This window comes from Pseudoalteromonas sp. BZA4, from assembly GCF_040104395.1.
Classification (GTDB): domain Bacteria; phylum Pseudomonadota; class Gammaproteobacteria; order Enterobacterales; family Alteromonadaceae; genus Pseudoalteromonas.
The window spans coordinates 1-14,587 of sequence record NZ_JBECOT010000079.1 but is presented as its reverse complement, the minus strand read 5'-3'; the positions used below and the strand labels follow the sequence as shown (position 1 = coordinate 14,587).

The following is a 14,587-nucleotide window of genomic DNA, read 5'->3' as shown; positions in this document are numbered from 1 at the left end:
TATTCATGCTGTTGTGTGGTAACAAGCCTAATTGCACGTTCACGAAATTCTGATGTATAGCGATTTGATTTTTTCATAGTTCCAGTTTCTCAAGTTATTGAGTCTCTGGCAAACACGGGGCGATTCAAATTTGAGGTTCTTTGATTTTATAGTCTGATATTGTCACTAGGTTAGATAATTTGCTTTGGATATCAGCAAAGAATTTATGTTCAAACACCTTTTCTTTGAGTCTTTTTTTCAATGATGATTGTTTTGTTTCGATGCCATTAAACAGAAATACTTCGTCATAAATCCTAATAGTATTCTCGTTAGCAATTAACTCTGGGCCTTCAGTTAACTCAAAAGTAGCCGTTGCATTGAGGGTGCTTAGCTCTTGCTTTAAGTTTAGCTCTTTAAGTTTTGCCCTTACATTTGGCAATAATTTATTGCCGCTTATAACATTCGTGTTGAGGTTTACTTTTGCTTGTTCCACAGCTTTTTTTTGAAGTAGATGCTCGATTACTTGTGCGTCGTACTCAGTGGTGTTACTTAGCGTTAAATTGACACTAACTTTTTCTGCACCATAAGCACTCCCGAGTGCATGGAATACAATCGATAGAAAAACCCCATTTGCTAGCGCTTTCAATGAATTCATTAAAACAATCTCCAATAGCTAAAACTATATTAATCATTTCATGAATTTCATTTCGCGCAGATGTTAAAAACAAAACTAAATATCAATTTTTTACAATAGGTTATGAAAAAATCTCATTGTATTTTTTATATTCTTACAAACCTGCATTCAATAATTTATACTTTTAACTTTGAAGGAGGATTTATGAAATTTGTATTTTTACTAGTCATTTTAGTATTGAGCCATAGTGCTCATGCAGCTGATACTGTGAGAGTTATCAAGTTTAAAACTATCGGCCTCACAGTAAATGAATACAACATTGTAGATTTGATACATAAAGAAGCAGCTGAAAAGCTCGGCGCTTATTTCATTATTAGCAATTCACAAGCAGGTGTATCAAGCTATAGCGAGAAGGCCCGCATTTTACGTCCGATATCGGTAAGTATTGTTGACTATAAAATCGAAGATAGTGAAATAATAGCGACCATACGCTATGAACATGCAGCTTTAGAGGTTGTAACGGAGAACTATAAGTTATACATGAGGAACAAGAAAGATATCGGAGAATTGGAAAACGATAAGATAATTGAATTTTGCCAAAAATTCTCATCAAACTCTTTAGAAATCGAGAACATTCTCTCTAACTCAGAACTTAACGATTCAACAGCCCCTTCAAAGGATGATGAGCTCCTAACACTATCAAAAGAGTCTGACTCTATAAGTCAGTTATTAATAAATGAATGTAATTTATCTAAACTCACCGAGAAAACCCCGTGATCAGAACAAAGTGATGTCGCGGGGATGAATAGGTGTCACCCCTGCTCTTGGATATATTTTCGTATAGTCTCTGCGCTTGCATTCCCTACAGAACACACAAAGTACCCATCAGACCAAAATGTTTTCTCTTTCCAAAATTGGTTTTTCAGATAAGGAAATGATTTCCAGATTTTAGCGGTTGTGGCTTGCTTAATCCTCCTTGCGTGCTGGCCTACTGAATATCGAGTGCCGATTGTAATCAGCATATGAATGTGATCTTTGTCTATCTCAACCTCTTCGATCCTAAAGTCAGATGATAGAGAAACATCGAAAACCGTTTTCTTAACAAACTCACCCAGCCTTCCGTTTAGCAGAGGTTTTCTGTACTTAACCACCAAAATTAAATGAAGCGAAATTAGATATTTGCAGTGAGATTTAGTTTCATATTCCATCTTGACAACTTGGCCTTATACAGTAGTCTATACAGTATATGAAAAAGACGCTCAGATACAACTACAGGCTAAACCCTACGCCAGAACAAGAAGTTAAGCTCATTGAGTTTGGTGCGATAGCGCGTGGCATTTGGAATCTGTTGTTGTCTGAAAATATGCGTCGTTATGAATACGATAAAACATTCCTGTTTTACAAAGATATGGCTTCTCTCCTCAAGGAAATTAAGCCATTCGAGGAATTTAGCTGGATTAAAGCCTTTGATTCTGCTGCTGCTCAGCAGGTTGCTCGCGACTTGGAAACAGCGATGAAGAATGCATTTTCTAAAGGTCGTTTGCAGCATTTTCCAAAGCACAAAGTTTCCTACAAAAGGAAGCGGCTTCACAATGATAGCTTCCGAGCGGTCAATAATTCCAACTGTATTCGAATTGAAAATGACGCTATAAGCATCCCAAAAGTCGGTAAAGTGCCAATCGTTCTGCATCGTGAGCTAGTGAGCAAAATTAAGACCGTCACTGTTCAATATCGTCACGGAAAATGGGAATGCAGCATCACACAGGAAGTAGAGTGTAAAACGGCTAAACAGGTTTTGGAAAAGATCACTGGTTTTGATATCAACTCAAAGCAAACGGTGGTTGGTTCGAACGGATTTGTGGCCGATAATCCGAAGTTTTTAAAACAGTCAAAAGAGAAGCTAAATCAATTGCAACGCCAGCTTGCGCGTCGAACCAAAGGCTCAAATCGTTGGCACAAAACTAAACAACGCATCAATAAACTACACGGTAAAATCTCAAGGCAAAGGCTCGACTTTGCGCACAAAATTTCACGACAGATAATCAATGAAACTGATATAGCGTGTTTTGAAGATTTAAACGTAAAAGCGATTCAAAAGTTCAATGGCAGCATGGTTGCCGATAACGTAATGGGGCTGATAACTCAGCTTTCAAAATACAAAGCTGAGTTAGAGGGTAAGTTGTATCACGAAATTGGTCGATTTGAGAAGTCCACTGGGATCTGCTCAGAGTGCGGCCAAAACCATGTTTTAACATTGAACGATAGGTATTTCACTTGTGTAGCTTGCGGAACGTATCAAAACCGTGATCTATCGTCGGCTAAGAGCATAGAAAAGACAGGTGAATTAGATTTAATTGCGGCTGGAATCGTCGCAAGGGTAGCACCCGTATCTCAGGAGAAACAATCCGTTAAAACGAAAGTCTTCGAATTATCGAAGTTGGATTTTGGATCTGAGAAAAAAGAAGCAGCCTAGCCGTTAAGCTAGACTGTAGAAGCCCAGTGATCAGAGCGAAGCGATGTCGCTGGGTAGTTCACTTAAGAATAACGACAGTTCATAAAAATGGACGTTAAAAGATACCGTTCGTTAGTTTATGCATATAAAGCAGCCTGCGCCATTACTTATTTAAGCGTCAAAACTTAAAGCGTGAAAGCTTAGGTATGTATCGGTTAGTGTCAGACTTATATTTTAGAAAATCATCGCCATGCACTTTCTTCAAATAAGGCTCTTCAATTTGTCGAACAATCACTTCAATGCAAATCCAACATACAAAAGCACATGCCCAAAGCAGCAAATGTGGGAACGTTATACACACCCCTGCCCAAAATAGAAAAATACCAAAGTAAATGGGGTTGCGAGACTTTGCGTAAATCCAGTGGGTAATAAGTGCAGTCGTTTCTTGCTGGTCAACGCCAATACGCCATGAATCTCCCATTTGAATTTGAGACAACAAAGTTACAGCAATTCCGCAGGCGCCAATCAAGGAGCCGAGAAGCTGAAATGGAATTGAAGGAACAAATAGTAGGGGCGCACGTCCTAAGTAACCAAAAAGAACTAGACCAAATGCAAAGCAAAACGTAACCACGAATATAGCCCCTGGTACAATTTCTATTAATGGTGCGTTTATAGATGCTGCTCTTATACCAAAATCACCATTTCTCTTATATTGAACAAAGCTTCTACCGAGGACGGCTAGCGCCAAAAAACTACTAATTAAAATAAGCGAAACCATATCTATCCTTATCGTACATGACGTTAAGAATATGATTGTAAAGTCTATACTTAATAAAGAGTCAATAGGTACCTAAAAATCGTTCAGGTAAAACTTGGGCATTTACGAATAAATGCCCAAGAACACTACTGATCCCCTTTACTATGCACGAGTCGATAGAGTACAGGCAGCACTACCAGTGTTAGCAAGGTTGACGATATTATCCCGCCGATGACCACCGTGGCCAAAGGCCGTTGCACCTCTGCACCTATGCCCGTATTGAGCGCCATGGGCACAAATCCAAGGCTTGCCACTAGTGCTGTCATTAATACCGGACGCAAGCGAATAAGTGCCCCTTCAACAATGCTATTCACTAATTCTCCGGTTTCTAGCAAACGTTGCTTGATGAAGGACAGCATTACCAATCCGTTTAATACGGCAATCCCAGACAACGCGATAAATCCTACCGACGCGGATATGGATAAAGGCATATCCCTTAACCAAAGGGACATTACACCGCCTGTTAATGCCAAAGGGATACCTGTGAAGATAATCAACGCATCGCGTATAGAACCAAACGCAATTACCAGCATTGTCAAAATCACAAACAACGTAACCGGTACCACAATCGTCAATCGTTGACTCGCACTTTCGAGCTGCTCAAAGGTTCCACCATAGTCGAGCCAATAACCAGCAGGTAAATCTACTTCATCATTAATTCTCGCCTGAGCTTCTTCAACAAAAGTGCCAATATCTCTGTCACGCACATTTGCTGTGACAACAATACTACGTTTGCCATTCTCCCGGCTTATTTGGCTAGGTACTTCTTTAAATGCAAGTGTGGCTAATTCGCTTATTGGTACATGCTCACCAGAGGGCGTGACTATGGGAACGCTCTCAAGCTGAGTGAGTTCATTTCGAATGTCGTCGGCATATCGCACGACAATTTCAAAGCGTCTGTCGCCCTCAAAAATCATTCCAGCGGTTTCTCCACCTGTCGCAGCATTGAGCCATAACTGCAAGTCGGCTATATCCAAACCAAAGCGTGCCAATTGATCAGGCTTTGGTGTGACGGTGAAGATTGGAATGCCTTCTACCTGCTCAAGCCTCGCGTCATCAGCCCCTTCAATCGTTGAAATAACGGACAAAATGTCAGAAGCAGATGCAAAGAGGGTATCTAAGTCATCCCCAAATAGTTTTATGCCCAAATCTGCCCTTACCCCACTGATCAATTCATTAAACCGCATTTGAATAGGTTGGGTAAATTCATAATTATTGCCGGGCAAGGTAAACAAGTCCTCTTCAAACGTTTCGACTAGCTCGGCTTTAGTCATTGATGGATCGGGCCATTGTTCCCTAGGCTTCAAAATAACAAACGTATCAGTAATGTTGGGCGGCATAGGATCGGTAGCGACCTCACCCGTACCCGTGCGACCGAATACCGTCTGAACTTGCTCATACTGCATAAGTTTCGCTTCAAGAGTTTTTTGCATTTCAACTGCTTGTTCTACCCCAGTCCCAGGGATGCGTATCGCTTGTACTAAGATATCACCTTCATTGAGCTGGGGAATAAACTCGGAGCCTAATTTACTGCCCATCCATAAACTGCCGACAACCAAAGCACTCGCTGCTACTACCACTAGCCATCTAAAACGCAGCGCTCCGGTTAAAACAGGACGATAGACTGCCTTTGCACCTTTAATAATTGGGCTTTCTTTTTCGCTAATTTTACCTCTCATGAAAATTGCTATCGCCGCAGGCACTACGGTAAAACAAAATACCATTGCGGCAAGCAAAGCCATTATCACGGTCGCTGCCATGGGGTGGAACATTTTACCTTCGACGCCAGTGAGCGTGAACAAGGGGATATAAACAATGGTAATGATCAATACACCAAACAAACTGGGGCGTATGACTTCATTAGTGGCTTCATATACAACATTCAGCCTTTCTTTGAGCGGTAGAGTAGCGCCGTTTTGTTTCTGGGATTCGGATAATCGTCTGATACAGTTTTCAACAATGATAACTGCGCCATCGACAATCAAGCCAAAATCCAGTGCGCCTAAACTCATCAAGTTAGCAGACACATCTGTTTTGACCATGCCCGATATCGTGGCAAGCATTGCCAAGGGTATTACAGCGGCGGTAATAAGTGCAGCTCGCACATTCCCAAGCAAAACGAATAGCACAACGATGACAAGTAAAGCGCCCTCGACGAGGTTTTTCTGCACTGTGTCGATGGTTTTGTCAACGAGGCTTGTCCTATCGTAAACCGCTTCAAGGATTACGCCCTCGGGTAAGCTTGTTTTAATGGTTTCGAGCTTACTGTCCACAGCTTTGGCGACCGTACGAGAGTTTTCTCCCACTAACATCATTGTCGTGCCAATCACTGTTTCTTGGCCATTTAACGTGCCGGCTCCAGAGCGCAGCTCTTTACCGAGGTTGATTTGGGCGATGTCTTGAATTTTTACCGGTACGCCATCAATGATCTTAACAACCACTTGGCCGATATCGTCGATGCCCTTAAGTTGGGCTTCCGATCTGATCAGTACTTGTTGCCCATTTTGTTCTACAAAACCAGCGCCTTGATTCGCATTGTTGCGTTCTAGCGCACTGAGAAGGTCACCTGTACTTATCCCAAAGTTTATCATTGCGACTGGATTAGGATTCACATGATATTGCTTTTCAAATCCGCCTATCGCATAAACCTCGGTCACCCCCTCAACAAGCGACAATTGGGGCTTAATTACCCAATCATGGATCTCCCTTAATGCCATAGCATCATAGGGTTGACCGTTGTCCTGTCGCGCCTGAGGCTCAGCACTTAACGAGTACATGTAAATTTCACCCAAGCCTGTGGAGATAGGGCCCATTTCAGGGGTTAACCCTGTTGGCAATTGCGCCGCGATGGCGGTGAGACGCTCGTTGACGAGATTTCGTGCGAAATATAAATCAGTGCCCTCTTTAAACACGACTGTGACTTGCGACAAACCATAGCGTGATATCGAGCGGGTATACGATAAATTAGGCAAACCGGCCAGCGAGGTTTCAACTATAAACGTTATGCGTTGTTCAGTCTCCAAAGGCGAGTAACCTGGGGTTGCGGTATTTATCTGCACTTGCACGTTGGTGATATCAGGCACAGCATCAATCGGCAATTGTTTGTAACTATACATACCAAAAAAGGCGACAAACAAGGCGAACAACATCATGACACCACGTCGCTCAATGGATAGACGGAGTATTGGTGCTATCATGTTCTCACCTCACCGTTTTTATGGACTTGGCTTTGCTTTTGACAATAAATGCGCAGGTAATTAGTCATCATCGCCCGCCTCCATTTTTAATAAATCAGCTTTTAGTAGATAGCTATTTTCTACAACGACTTGCTGGCCTATTTGAACGCCCTTCACAATCTCTACTAAACGGTTGTCCGTGTTCCCAATCTTTACTTGGCGGGGGTAAAATCGCTCCCCTTCTTTGACAAAAACAATGGTTTGCCCATCTAACTCTTGTATTGAACTTTTGGGGAGAGCCAGATTGACTTCTTGGAACCCAATCTGAATATAACCCTCTACCATAGCGCCTAAAGGCCAATAACCACTGCCATTATCAACGTTCACAAACGCGATAGAATAAGGTTTGTCATCAGGTGAGGACGTAATGTGGCTTATACTTGATTGTTGCTGCAATTCCTCAAGCCTTAAAGTGACTTCCATATCAGCGGCAATACGAGTACGTTGTTTGGGGAAAATAGCCAATTGAGCAATTGCGCGAGAGTAATTAGCAACAGAAAGCAGTACTTGACCGTTGGTGAGCTCACCATCATTGGCGTGTCTAGCTATGATTTTTCCAGACATCGGTGAGGTGATTGAGTATTGATTTAAACTCTCGTTTGACTCAATGATTGCCAGTGTGTCACCTTTTTCTACTTTATCTCCAATATTCACCATGATACGTTTTACAACACCGTCGAAGCGGGCACGAATATGACTCAGTGACGCAGGATCATGAACTATCCGCCCAAAGGTTCTGGTTGTGAGCGATAATGTTCCTGATGCGGCCGATGCAGTCACGATATCGTGTTCAAGCATCCGTTCTTGAGATAACACTACGTACTCGGGTCTTTCTTCGGCTTCCTCATCGTCATCATCAGCCAGGGCGACAGAAGCAAACAGTAAAGTAACTAGCATGACTAACATGCCAAGCAAGTCACGTGCGCTAGTAACTAATGTAAATTGTGATTTATTCATTATTTTTTCTCTATTCATTGTGATGATTGAGCAGACGTCGAGGGAGAGTCAGAAAACACGGGAATTCCCGTAAGTGCCTCTAGATCTGCGCTTCGAAGGTGAACTAAGCCTGCGGCTTTTATCATAGTTCGTTGCATATCTATGAGTTGCTGTTGCGTTGTCACCCACTCTATGTAGTTGTAGCGACCACTTTCATAGCCATCCCGCGCCAATTTCAATGCAGATTCCAATGTTGGGACGACATTGTCTTGAAGGGTCGTAACAGTGAGCAAGGCTTGGTCTTTTGCGCTAATGACTTGATTTAATTGGCGAGTGAGTTCACGAATTTTCGCTTGTTTTTGATAGTCTATACTGTCAAGCAATGCGCGCTGTTGTTCGTATTCACCTAGATTCCGCTGCTTGGTATTTAACGGCACCGAAATACTGGCGACTAACGCTGTGTCATCAATTCCCTGCATTCTTCGGATACCGGCTTCCCACGCAATGTCGAACTGCTGACTGGCCTGAACCACTCTCAATCTGGCCTCTTGTACCCGATAGTTATCAGCATAAAGCAGAACGTGTGGATTGCTTTGAAGCTGTGAAAGCATATGTTCAAGTGATAGTGAATTTGGAAACGATAACAGTGTCCCTTCAACTTCCGCAAACACAGCGTTAGTGTCACCCCACATGATGGCCAGGTCGCGTTTATACTCATTGAGTTTTTGTTCACTTATCAATAACGACAAACGCGCCTGCGACAACGCTGACTCTGCACGTTTTTTCTCAAGTGGTGAAGAAGCCCCCGCTTCAACCCGTGTAGAGACTGTCTGAAGCATTGTGCGAGCCAGCATTTCAGCTCGTTGCTCAGTCTTGTGCAACGCTTGTTGGACAATGACATTGATATATCGTCGAGTTGTTTCACCCAAGATGTCCAGCGTACGAATGCGCCGTTGTGTAAGCAGTTGTGCTTTTTTTGAACTCACCACATTCATTCGGCCGCTGACTTTATCTCCAAGCTCGATGACCGACGATAAGGTCAGTGTCAATTCGGCATCTTTAATACCAGACACTTCGCCTGTTCCCAACACATTATCAACTTCAACCCCAACAGACATTTCAGGTCGTAAGCTGGCCATTTTTGATTCACCATCCAAAGCCGAAGATTTAAATTCGAACACAACTAAATCTGGGTTGTTTGATAATGTGCGTTTGAGCGCATTTTCAAGCGTGATTGAAGACTTTTGCGCATTGGCAGATTGAACAGATATGCTCATGGTTACCAGTGCAGCAGATATCAATTTCAGATACGCTGAGCTAGCTTTTTTTATGCCCAGTGGGCGTGAAGAACTCATAAAAGAACCTTTTGTTCATAAGATAACGACATACATGGAAAGCACCCATGCAAACATATAGGAGGGAATGGATTAATGTTGAGGTGGGCGCAAAAGGCCTTCGACTAGGCCGTCAGTGACGTTGCGGGAATAACTGTATTGATTGGTATATAACGGTTTAGATACGTCATTTATTGGGTGCTGTGCCAGAAACTTAATCTGTCCACATTGACACAGCACACAATGGAAACACTTAGACTCTTCACTCGACGTATTATCACCAGCATTTACATTTTTTTCGGGAACATCATAAGTGCCTATCGACTTTGATTGTTCAGGGACTGACGATACCTCCGCAGGGTAGTCATCGCATTGAGCGGCGAACGAAAAGCCCGATTGACACATGAGCAAAGTAATAAGTAGCCATGCCAACCTACGCAGTTTTGATGTGCAATTAAAAATTGGCATTTTCTTATCAACTTTGCGCATTAAGCGCTCGCTGTCTTTCATTTCCAGCATCTTCGAGGATCATTTTTGCCCCGCGCAACACAACGCACGAAACTATCACACCGATAACCAGATCAGGCCATCGAGAATCGAGCCAAAACACCAAAACGCCAGCAAAGATAACACCTAAGTTGGCAATCACATCGTTGGCTGAAAATATCCAGCTTGCCCGCATATGCACTTCTTCATTTCTTTGTTTGCGTATGATCACAAGACAAATGACATTAGCAACCAGTGCAACTGCCCCCATAGCCATCATTAGTCCCGATACAGGTTCGCTACCGTAAATTGACCGTCTTACAATATCAATGATAATCAACACACCCAGTGCCATCTGAAAAAAGCCGCTAATTCTAGCCGCATTGGCTTTGTGCAATAGCGATTTACCAATAGCATAAAGGGCAACACCATAGACAACTGCGTCGGCGAGCATATCAAGTGAATCGGCTATTAATGCGGTTGAATGAGCAAGCAACCCGATCCCCATTTCTATAACAAACATTGTCGCGTTTATTCCCAAAAGCCAATACAAAACCTGTCGTTGAGACTGGTCTTTTATTTCAACTTCGCACCCACATCCGCTCATTAGAAACACACTCTTTACTGATGAATAGTATGAGTATAAAGTCTATACTTGGTATAGAGTCAACGGTTAGGAGAAAAAAATGAAAATTGGTGATGTCGCAAAGACGACAGGTTGTAGTATTCAGACCATTCGTTTTTATGAAAAGAAAGGGCTATTGCCTGAGCTCAAGCGCTCAAGTGGAAATTATCGTGTCTACGACAAGGGGACTATTGAACAACTCCTATTTATTAAACAGTGTCGTTCATTGGATATGTCTATCATGGAAGTAAAAACGCTCATGGACAGTCGTTCGAAGCCAGATCAGAGCTGTTCAAATATCAATACGTTAATAGCTAAGCATTTATCAGACGTCATTATTCGCATTGAAGAGCTAAACGCATTAAAGTCATCACTCGAAAATATGGCGTCAAAGTGTGATCAAAACAAAACCATTAGGGACTGTGGCATTTTAAATTATTTACACACTTAAAAGTGTAAGAAGCACACAGTTTCACTGTGCGCACTCGCCTCAACGTGTATCTATCGGCTAACATTCGTCATTTGTGTAGATTTATAAGGCAAAAATCAATAGCCTGAACTTTTGATACTGAGTCAGCCATGCATATTCATTTGTGGCCCTACAAAGCGATTTACATCGGAATCAGTCCTGATAATGATGTTCATGCACATCATGCTGTCCAAATTTGCATTGGTTTAGACAAAGACATCTCGGTTCAAGATTACAAGGCACAAAGTATTCACACCGGACAATGTATTGTGATTTTCGAAGATGTCCCTCACAAGGTTTTGGCACAGGACAATCAGATTGTAGTCATCTATTTAGAGCCTGAAGATAGGCAAAACCAACAATTTCTCAAAGCCTTACGTCAAGCTAGGAGTGATGGAATTAATACTCTGCCGCTTACTAGCAAAGAATTGGGATCCATTTCTCAGCATCTATTTACTGACGTCGATATCGACAAAGTGTGGAAAACAGTAAATAAAGCGGTAGGGCTAGTCTATAGTCCTGCGCTTTCATCGCGCCCTGAGGATAAACGGGTACGAGCGGTCATCGACATTATTGCTTCGCAGAGAGGTTGTGCAATCGATATGGCGTTTTTATCATCGAAGGTTTTCTTGTCCCCAAGTCGCAATCAAGTCCTAATTGCTCAGCCCAGCTCCTGATGATAGACCTGTAATATGAATAGCTTATTGGTTGATTAGAGCGACGTATACTCCGAAACAAATAATCACTGGGTTGCAATTTAACTTCTTGAACCCAATGGATAATACTTTGTTGTGTTCTCGGAGTTATCTCAAATTGAACTTCGATCCCTGTTTTCTTCTGCGTTAATTGAACCCTTTCAAATACTTGATCGAGAGTAGCGACGTCTCGAACTTTTAAAGAGAGTAAGTCACATGATCTTAGCTTGCTATCTATAGCCAAATTCAGTAAAGCTAATTGCATCAAGTTGTTTTGAATTTCAATTCGAGTGCGAATACGCCAAATCTCTTCAAGCTTGAAAGGACGTTTCACACCAGTAGCATTGTGGTTTAGTTCTGGTTTCATAGTGACCTCCTATTTAAAAGTCACTATGAGGATAGTGGATGTATTACTGATTAGGATTTGGAAAGAAATGAATTTCGAAAAATCGAGCATTAGCAATCCATGAATAACTACTGGTATGGCAAAGCAGTTGCTTTTTATGCCACAGTATCCGCAACAAAATATCGTTTTTCAGCACAATAAGAGGCAAACGAAGAAGTAATGTGAAGACATAAAAGCTTTATACTGCGTGCTCTATTATCTAACTGCGTAACGTTAAACCTTCGCCCTATAGTAGTTGCGGTCTCTCTACCATGAGCTATCGCGTTACGGTGATCCTTGACTTCGGTTAAGACAAAGTGCTGCACACCTTCTGGCAGTGGTGAGCGTTCTAAATCAAAAAAATTCCACACGTTCTCTAGCTGTTTAATAGAAATATTCATTGAGCCACCTGATGGAAAAACAGAACTGTCAACATTAGTCACTTCAGTATCACTTGTTACTGCGAGAACAAGTTTATGACGATTTTCCCACACTTTGGAGGCTCCGCACTCTCGAAGAGCTTTAAAATGAGAATCAAACAGCGAGCACAATACCGCACTTTTAAAATGATTGGCAGGAGCTTCTTCTTGCCCAATAACTTCTAATGCTCGTGTGACTGATTGTGTAATTGCGAACTCAAGTGCTGCATACATTGCAACAAACACCAAGCCTTTCTGAGCACGATAGAAGTCTGAATTTTTAGTTTCTTCAGTCAGTGCCTCATCTGACAAATACTCTAGTATTGAATCTAGTTGCCTCAAGCGATTCATAACACCAGCATCAATATCATTAAACATTATCTACAAACCTAACTCGACAATACTCGACTCTTTCGCGTAAGCGAGGCCCTGAATTTGTGGCTCCAGTTGTCAAGCGGCGTAACTCTTCATCATCAATCCAGTTGGCTACATTTGATCCGCTAATATCAACTCCTTCTTCAATAGCATCGGCAGCTCCAATAGCAATGGCTTCAAAAAGCACTTGTGGTGTACTTCCTTTATTGCCGCGTTTAATTCCATTAGGTAAGACAGCTCTTAGTGATTCAAATGTTTTTTCAAACAGCTCTCTATACTTCTTATAGTTAAAATGTACCGATGCATCGGCCATAAAGTCATTTAGAAATATCTCTACACTGTGTTTAAAATCATCACGTTTTGTTTTGTAAGCCAAAAACTTCAAAACAAGCTCTTCTCTGGTACCGTCTTTCGCTTTAGTTGATGACACATTAACAACTTTGTTGAAGTCATCATTTTTTGCAAGTTCAATGATAAAATCATTAAATTGCCCTCTAAATACACAAGCTCGAATTTCTTGAGGAGTTAATTTGATTCCACCAGTATTCAATCTCTCAAAGAGGTCGAATCGTACTTTTAGATCACTTTTATCGCTTAGTGTTGTTACCTTAAGCGGACGTAAACTGAACTTCAAACGAAGTGAATGAGGCAGATCATTAAACGTTGCTCCATTGAACTTAGACAGGATATCTAGCCCCTTAAGTTTAAGAGGCTTATCCAGCCCAAAACTTTCTATTTGCTCTGGGGTCCCACAAAAATGAATCAATGAGTTAAGCCTTTGTACGCCATCTATTAACTCCCAAGATCCATCTCTATTTGCAGCCATGAACAAGTTAGGAATAGGTATTCCCAATAAAACAGATTCTACAAGTTTAGACTGGTTATCTTCGGGCCAACGAAATTGCCTTTGGTACTCAGGAGCAATGTTGATAATTGATTCATTCGCCATAGAAATCAACTCTTTAACAGATATATCAAATGAATCAAAATCTACTTTCCTAGTCTCTTGATCGAGTTGATTCATATAATCTTTCATGTGTTCTCCAGTGAGCTATCTAAGTTTATTCCAGTGTAACAACAACTCATATTTTAGTCGATATTAGTCAATAGGTTAGTGAATGGTGACTAGAAACACTATCTAACTATTCATGGAGGACTGAGGGCTAAGCTCACGTCGATATTCTTGTAAACTCTCACATTACAAGACACCACAACGATTAGAAAAAGCATTCGTAAAGTGCAAAGAAAAAGTGTACTAGCACACAATGGGGCAAAAACGTTTTAGAAATGGCAGCGTACCGATGCAATCGCTGCCATTTTAGGATGATAGTTTAATACTTGGTATGAATCTTTATTCTACTCACACACTTGGAATTGATTGAAATTTTTCTATTTTCAGCAATATAGAAGAGCTTCGCGTCTACCCCTTACTGGTTATTGTTCTAGGCGCAGTAGCTCCTCTCTTCAAATTTTGACAAAAAAAAAGACCGATTAACGGTCTTTTCTTATTTTATTTTTTGCTTATTCGGTGGTGCATCCATAAATAACTACCGAAAAAAACTACATTACCAAAAATGAAAAAGGTCAAACCAATAGCTTGGATTTCATTCATCTTGATCTGAACTGGTTTAATTGAGCAGGACACTTTAATAATGGACAATGATCTAATATTGAGGTGTTAAATGACAAAACGAAAAAACAAAACTTATACAACCGAATTTAAGCAAGAAGCAGTTGCTTTAGTG

At 41.4% G+C, this 14,587-nt stretch carries 14 protein-coding genes and 1 pseudogene; 4 read left to right on the top strand and 11 right to left on the bottom strand.

What is annotated here, in order from left to right; translation table 11 throughout:
- Positions 1 to 124 precede the first annotated feature (124 nt).
- Positions 125 to 634, bottom strand: a complete 510-nt coding sequence (locus tag ABMY41_RS19765; RefSeq protein WP_138558875.1) for a hypothetical protein — start codon at positions 632 to 634, stop codon at positions 125 to 127.
- Between the two features lie 183 nt (positions 635 to 817).
- On the opposite strand from ABMY41_RS19765, the gene ABMY41_RS19760 reads away from it, so the two are divergent.
- On the top strand, positions 818 to 1,390 hold the full coding sequence (locus ABMY41_RS19760) for a hypothetical protein (RefSeq protein ID WP_055022518.1): 573 nt from the start codon (positions 818 to 820) through the stop codon (positions 1,388 to 1,390).
- Positions 1,391 to 1,425: 35 nt separating this feature from the next.
- Here the strand turns inward: ABMY41_RS19760 and tnpA are convergent, their stop codons facing one another.
- Positions 1,426 to 1,821, bottom strand: a complete 396-nt coding sequence (gene tnpA, locus ABMY41_RS19755) for an IS200/IS605 family transposase (RefSeq protein ID WP_063528636.1) — start codon at positions 1,819 to 1,821, stop codon at positions 1,426 to 1,428.
- Between the two features lie 38 nt (positions 1,822 to 1,859).
- Between tnpA and ABMY41_RS19750 the strand changes: the two genes are divergently transcribed.
- Positions 1,860 to 3,086, top strand: coding sequence for a transposase (locus tag ABMY41_RS19750; protein ID WP_235374159.1), 1,227 nt, complete (start codon positions 1,860 to 1,862; stop codon positions 3,084 to 3,086).
- Positions 3,087 to 3,243: 157 nt separating this feature from the next.
- Here the strand turns inward: ABMY41_RS19750 and ABMY41_RS19745 are convergent, their stop codons facing one another.
- The 6 genes from ABMY41_RS19745 to ABMY41_RS19720 all read right to left on the bottom strand — a co-directional run bounded on the left by ABMY41_RS19745 (position 3,244) and on the right by ABMY41_RS19720 (position 10,481).
- Entirely contained in the window at positions 3,244 to 3,843 is a 600-nt protein-coding gene (locus tag ABMY41_RS19745) for an isoprenylcysteine carboxylmethyltransferase family protein (protein ID WP_063527677.1), read from the bottom strand.
- A 125-nt stretch (positions 3,844 to 3,968) separates the two neighbouring features.
- Positions 3,969 to 7,079: a CusA/CzcA family heavy metal efflux RND transporter gene (locus ABMY41_RS19740; protein ID WP_055022428.1), complete on the bottom strand. Its 3,111-nt coding sequence runs from the start codon at positions 7,077 to 7,079 to the stop codon at positions 3,969 to 3,971.
- A gap of 60 nt (positions 7,080 to 7,139) precedes the next feature.
- On the bottom strand, positions 7,140 to 8,075 hold the full coding sequence (locus tag ABMY41_RS19735) for an efflux RND transporter periplasmic adaptor subunit (RefSeq protein WP_063527678.1): 936 nt from the start codon (positions 8,073 to 8,075) through the stop codon (positions 7,140 to 7,142).
- Between the two features lie 14 nt (positions 8,076 to 8,089).
- Positions 8,090 to 9,409 (bottom strand): TolC family protein, encoded by a 1,320-nt coding sequence (locus tag ABMY41_RS19730; protein WP_138557221.1) that lies wholly within the window; start codon positions 9,407 to 9,409, stop codon positions 8,090 to 8,092.
- A 72-nt stretch (positions 9,410 to 9,481) separates the two neighbouring features.
- The gene (locus ABMY41_RS19725; RefSeq protein WP_004588585.1) at positions 9,482 to 9,877 is read right to left on the bottom strand and encodes a hypothetical protein; all 396 of its coding nucleotides are present in this window, start codon (positions 9,875 to 9,877) and stop codon (positions 9,482 to 9,484) included.
- A complete protein-coding gene (locus tag ABMY41_RS19720) occupies positions 9,864 to 10,481 on the bottom strand; it encodes a cation transporter (protein WP_036973831.1) in 618 nt (205 codons plus the stop codon). Before ABMY41_RS19720 ends, ABMY41_RS19725 begins: the two co-directional genes overlap by 14 nt.
- Positions 10,482 to 10,560: 79 nt before the next feature.
- On the opposite strand from ABMY41_RS19720, the gene cadR reads away from it, so the two are divergent.
- Together cadR and ABMY41_RS19710 are read left to right on the top strand one after the other, a co-directional pair.
- Positions 10,561 to 10,950 carry a Cd(II)/Pb(II)-responsive transcriptional regulator gene (cadR, locus tag ABMY41_RS19715; protein WP_004588587.1) on the top strand — a complete coding sequence of 130 codons (390 nt, stop codon included), beginning with the start codon at positions 10,561 to 10,563 and terminating at the stop codon, positions 10,948 to 10,950.
- Positions 10,951 to 11,078: 128 nt separating this feature from the next.
- Positions 11,079 to 11,645 (top strand): hypothetical protein, encoded by a 567-nt coding sequence (locus tag ABMY41_RS19710; RefSeq protein WP_063530300.1) that lies wholly within the window; start codon positions 11,079 to 11,081, stop codon positions 11,643 to 11,645.
- Here ABMY41_RS19710 and ABMY41_RS19705 read toward each other — a convergent pair.
- The 3 genes and pseudogenes from ABMY41_RS19705 to ABMY41_RS19695 form a co-directional block, all read right to left on the bottom strand.
- Positions 11,608 to 12,030 (bottom strand): annotated as a pseudogene (locus ABMY41_RS19705) (tyrosine-type recombinase/integrase); the annotation flags it as partial. The gene ABMY41_RS19710 and the pseudogene ABMY41_RS19705 sit on opposite strands and share 38 nt — an antisense overlap.
- 134 nt (positions 12,031 to 12,164) lie before the next feature.
- Positions 12,165 to 12,845: a hypothetical protein gene (locus ABMY41_RS19700; RefSeq protein ID WP_063529428.1), complete on the bottom strand. Its 681-nt coding sequence runs from the start codon at positions 12,843 to 12,845 to the stop codon at positions 12,165 to 12,167.
- The gene (locus ABMY41_RS19695; RefSeq protein ID WP_055022416.1) at positions 12,838 to 13,878 is read right to left on the bottom strand and encodes a DUF262 domain-containing protein; all 1,041 of its coding nucleotides are present in this window, start codon (positions 13,876 to 13,878) and stop codon (positions 12,838 to 12,840) included. Before ABMY41_RS19695 ends, ABMY41_RS19700 begins: the two co-directional genes overlap by 8 nt.
- Positions 13,879 to 14,587: the final 709 nt, after the last annotated feature.

What these genes read in the sequence shown, in the direction of transcription:
- ABMY41_RS19710 (WP_063530300.1), top strand. Translation starts at nt 11,079, where the DNA reads ATGCATATTCATTTGTGGCCCTACAAAGCGATTTACATCGGAATCAGT.
- ABMY41_RS19720 (WP_036973831.1), bottom strand. Translation starts at nt 10,481, where the DNA reads ATGAGCGGATGTGGGTGCGAAGTTGAAATAAAAGACCAGTCTCAACGA.
- ABMY41_RS19735 (WP_063527678.1), bottom strand. Translation starts at nt 8,075, where the DNA reads ATGAATAAATCACAATTTACATTAGTTACTAGCGCACGTGACTTGCTT.
- ABMY41_RS19730 (WP_138557221.1), bottom strand. Translation starts at nt 9,409, where the DNA reads ATGAGTTCTTCACGCCCACTGGGCATAAAAAAAGCTAGCTCAGCGTAT.
- ABMY41_RS19725 (WP_004588585.1), bottom strand. Translation starts at nt 9,877, where the DNA reads ATGCGCAAAGTTGATAAGAAAATGCCAATTTTTAATTGCACATCAAAA.
- ABMY41_RS19760 (WP_055022518.1), top strand. Translation starts at nt 818, where the DNA reads ATGAAATTTGTATTTTTACTAGTCATTTTAGTATTGAGCCATAGTGCT.
- tnpA (WP_063528636.1), bottom strand. Translation starts at nt 1,821, where the DNA reads ATGGAATATGAAACTAAATCTCACTGCAAATATCTAATTTCGCTTCAT.
- cadR (WP_004588587.1), top strand. Translation starts at nt 10,561, where the DNA reads ATGAAAATTGGTGATGTCGCAAAGACGACAGGTTGTAGTATTCAGACC.
- ABMY41_RS19765 (WP_138558875.1), bottom strand. Translation starts at nt 634, where the DNA reads ATGAATTCATTGAAAGCGCTAGCAAATGGGGTTTTTCTATCGATTGTA.
- ABMY41_RS19745 (WP_063527677.1), bottom strand. Translation starts at nt 3,843, where the DNA reads ATGGTTTCGCTTATTTTAATTAGTAGTTTTTTGGCGCTAGCCGTCCTC.
- ABMY41_RS19695 (WP_055022416.1), bottom strand. Translation starts at nt 13,878, where the DNA reads ATGAAAGATTATATGAATCAACTCGATCAAGAGACTAGGAAAGTAGAT.
- ABMY41_RS19700 (WP_063529428.1), bottom strand. Translation starts at nt 12,845, where the DNA reads ATGTTTAATGATATTGATGCTGGTGTTATGAATCGCTTGAGGCAACTA.
- ABMY41_RS19740 (WP_055022428.1), bottom strand. Translation starts at nt 7,079, where the DNA reads ATGATAGCACCAATACTCCGTCTATCCATTGAGCGACGTGGTGTCATG.
- ABMY41_RS19750 (WP_235374159.1), top strand. Translation starts at nt 1,860, where the DNA reads ATGAAAAAGACGCTCAGATACAACTACAGGCTAAACCCTACGCCAGAA.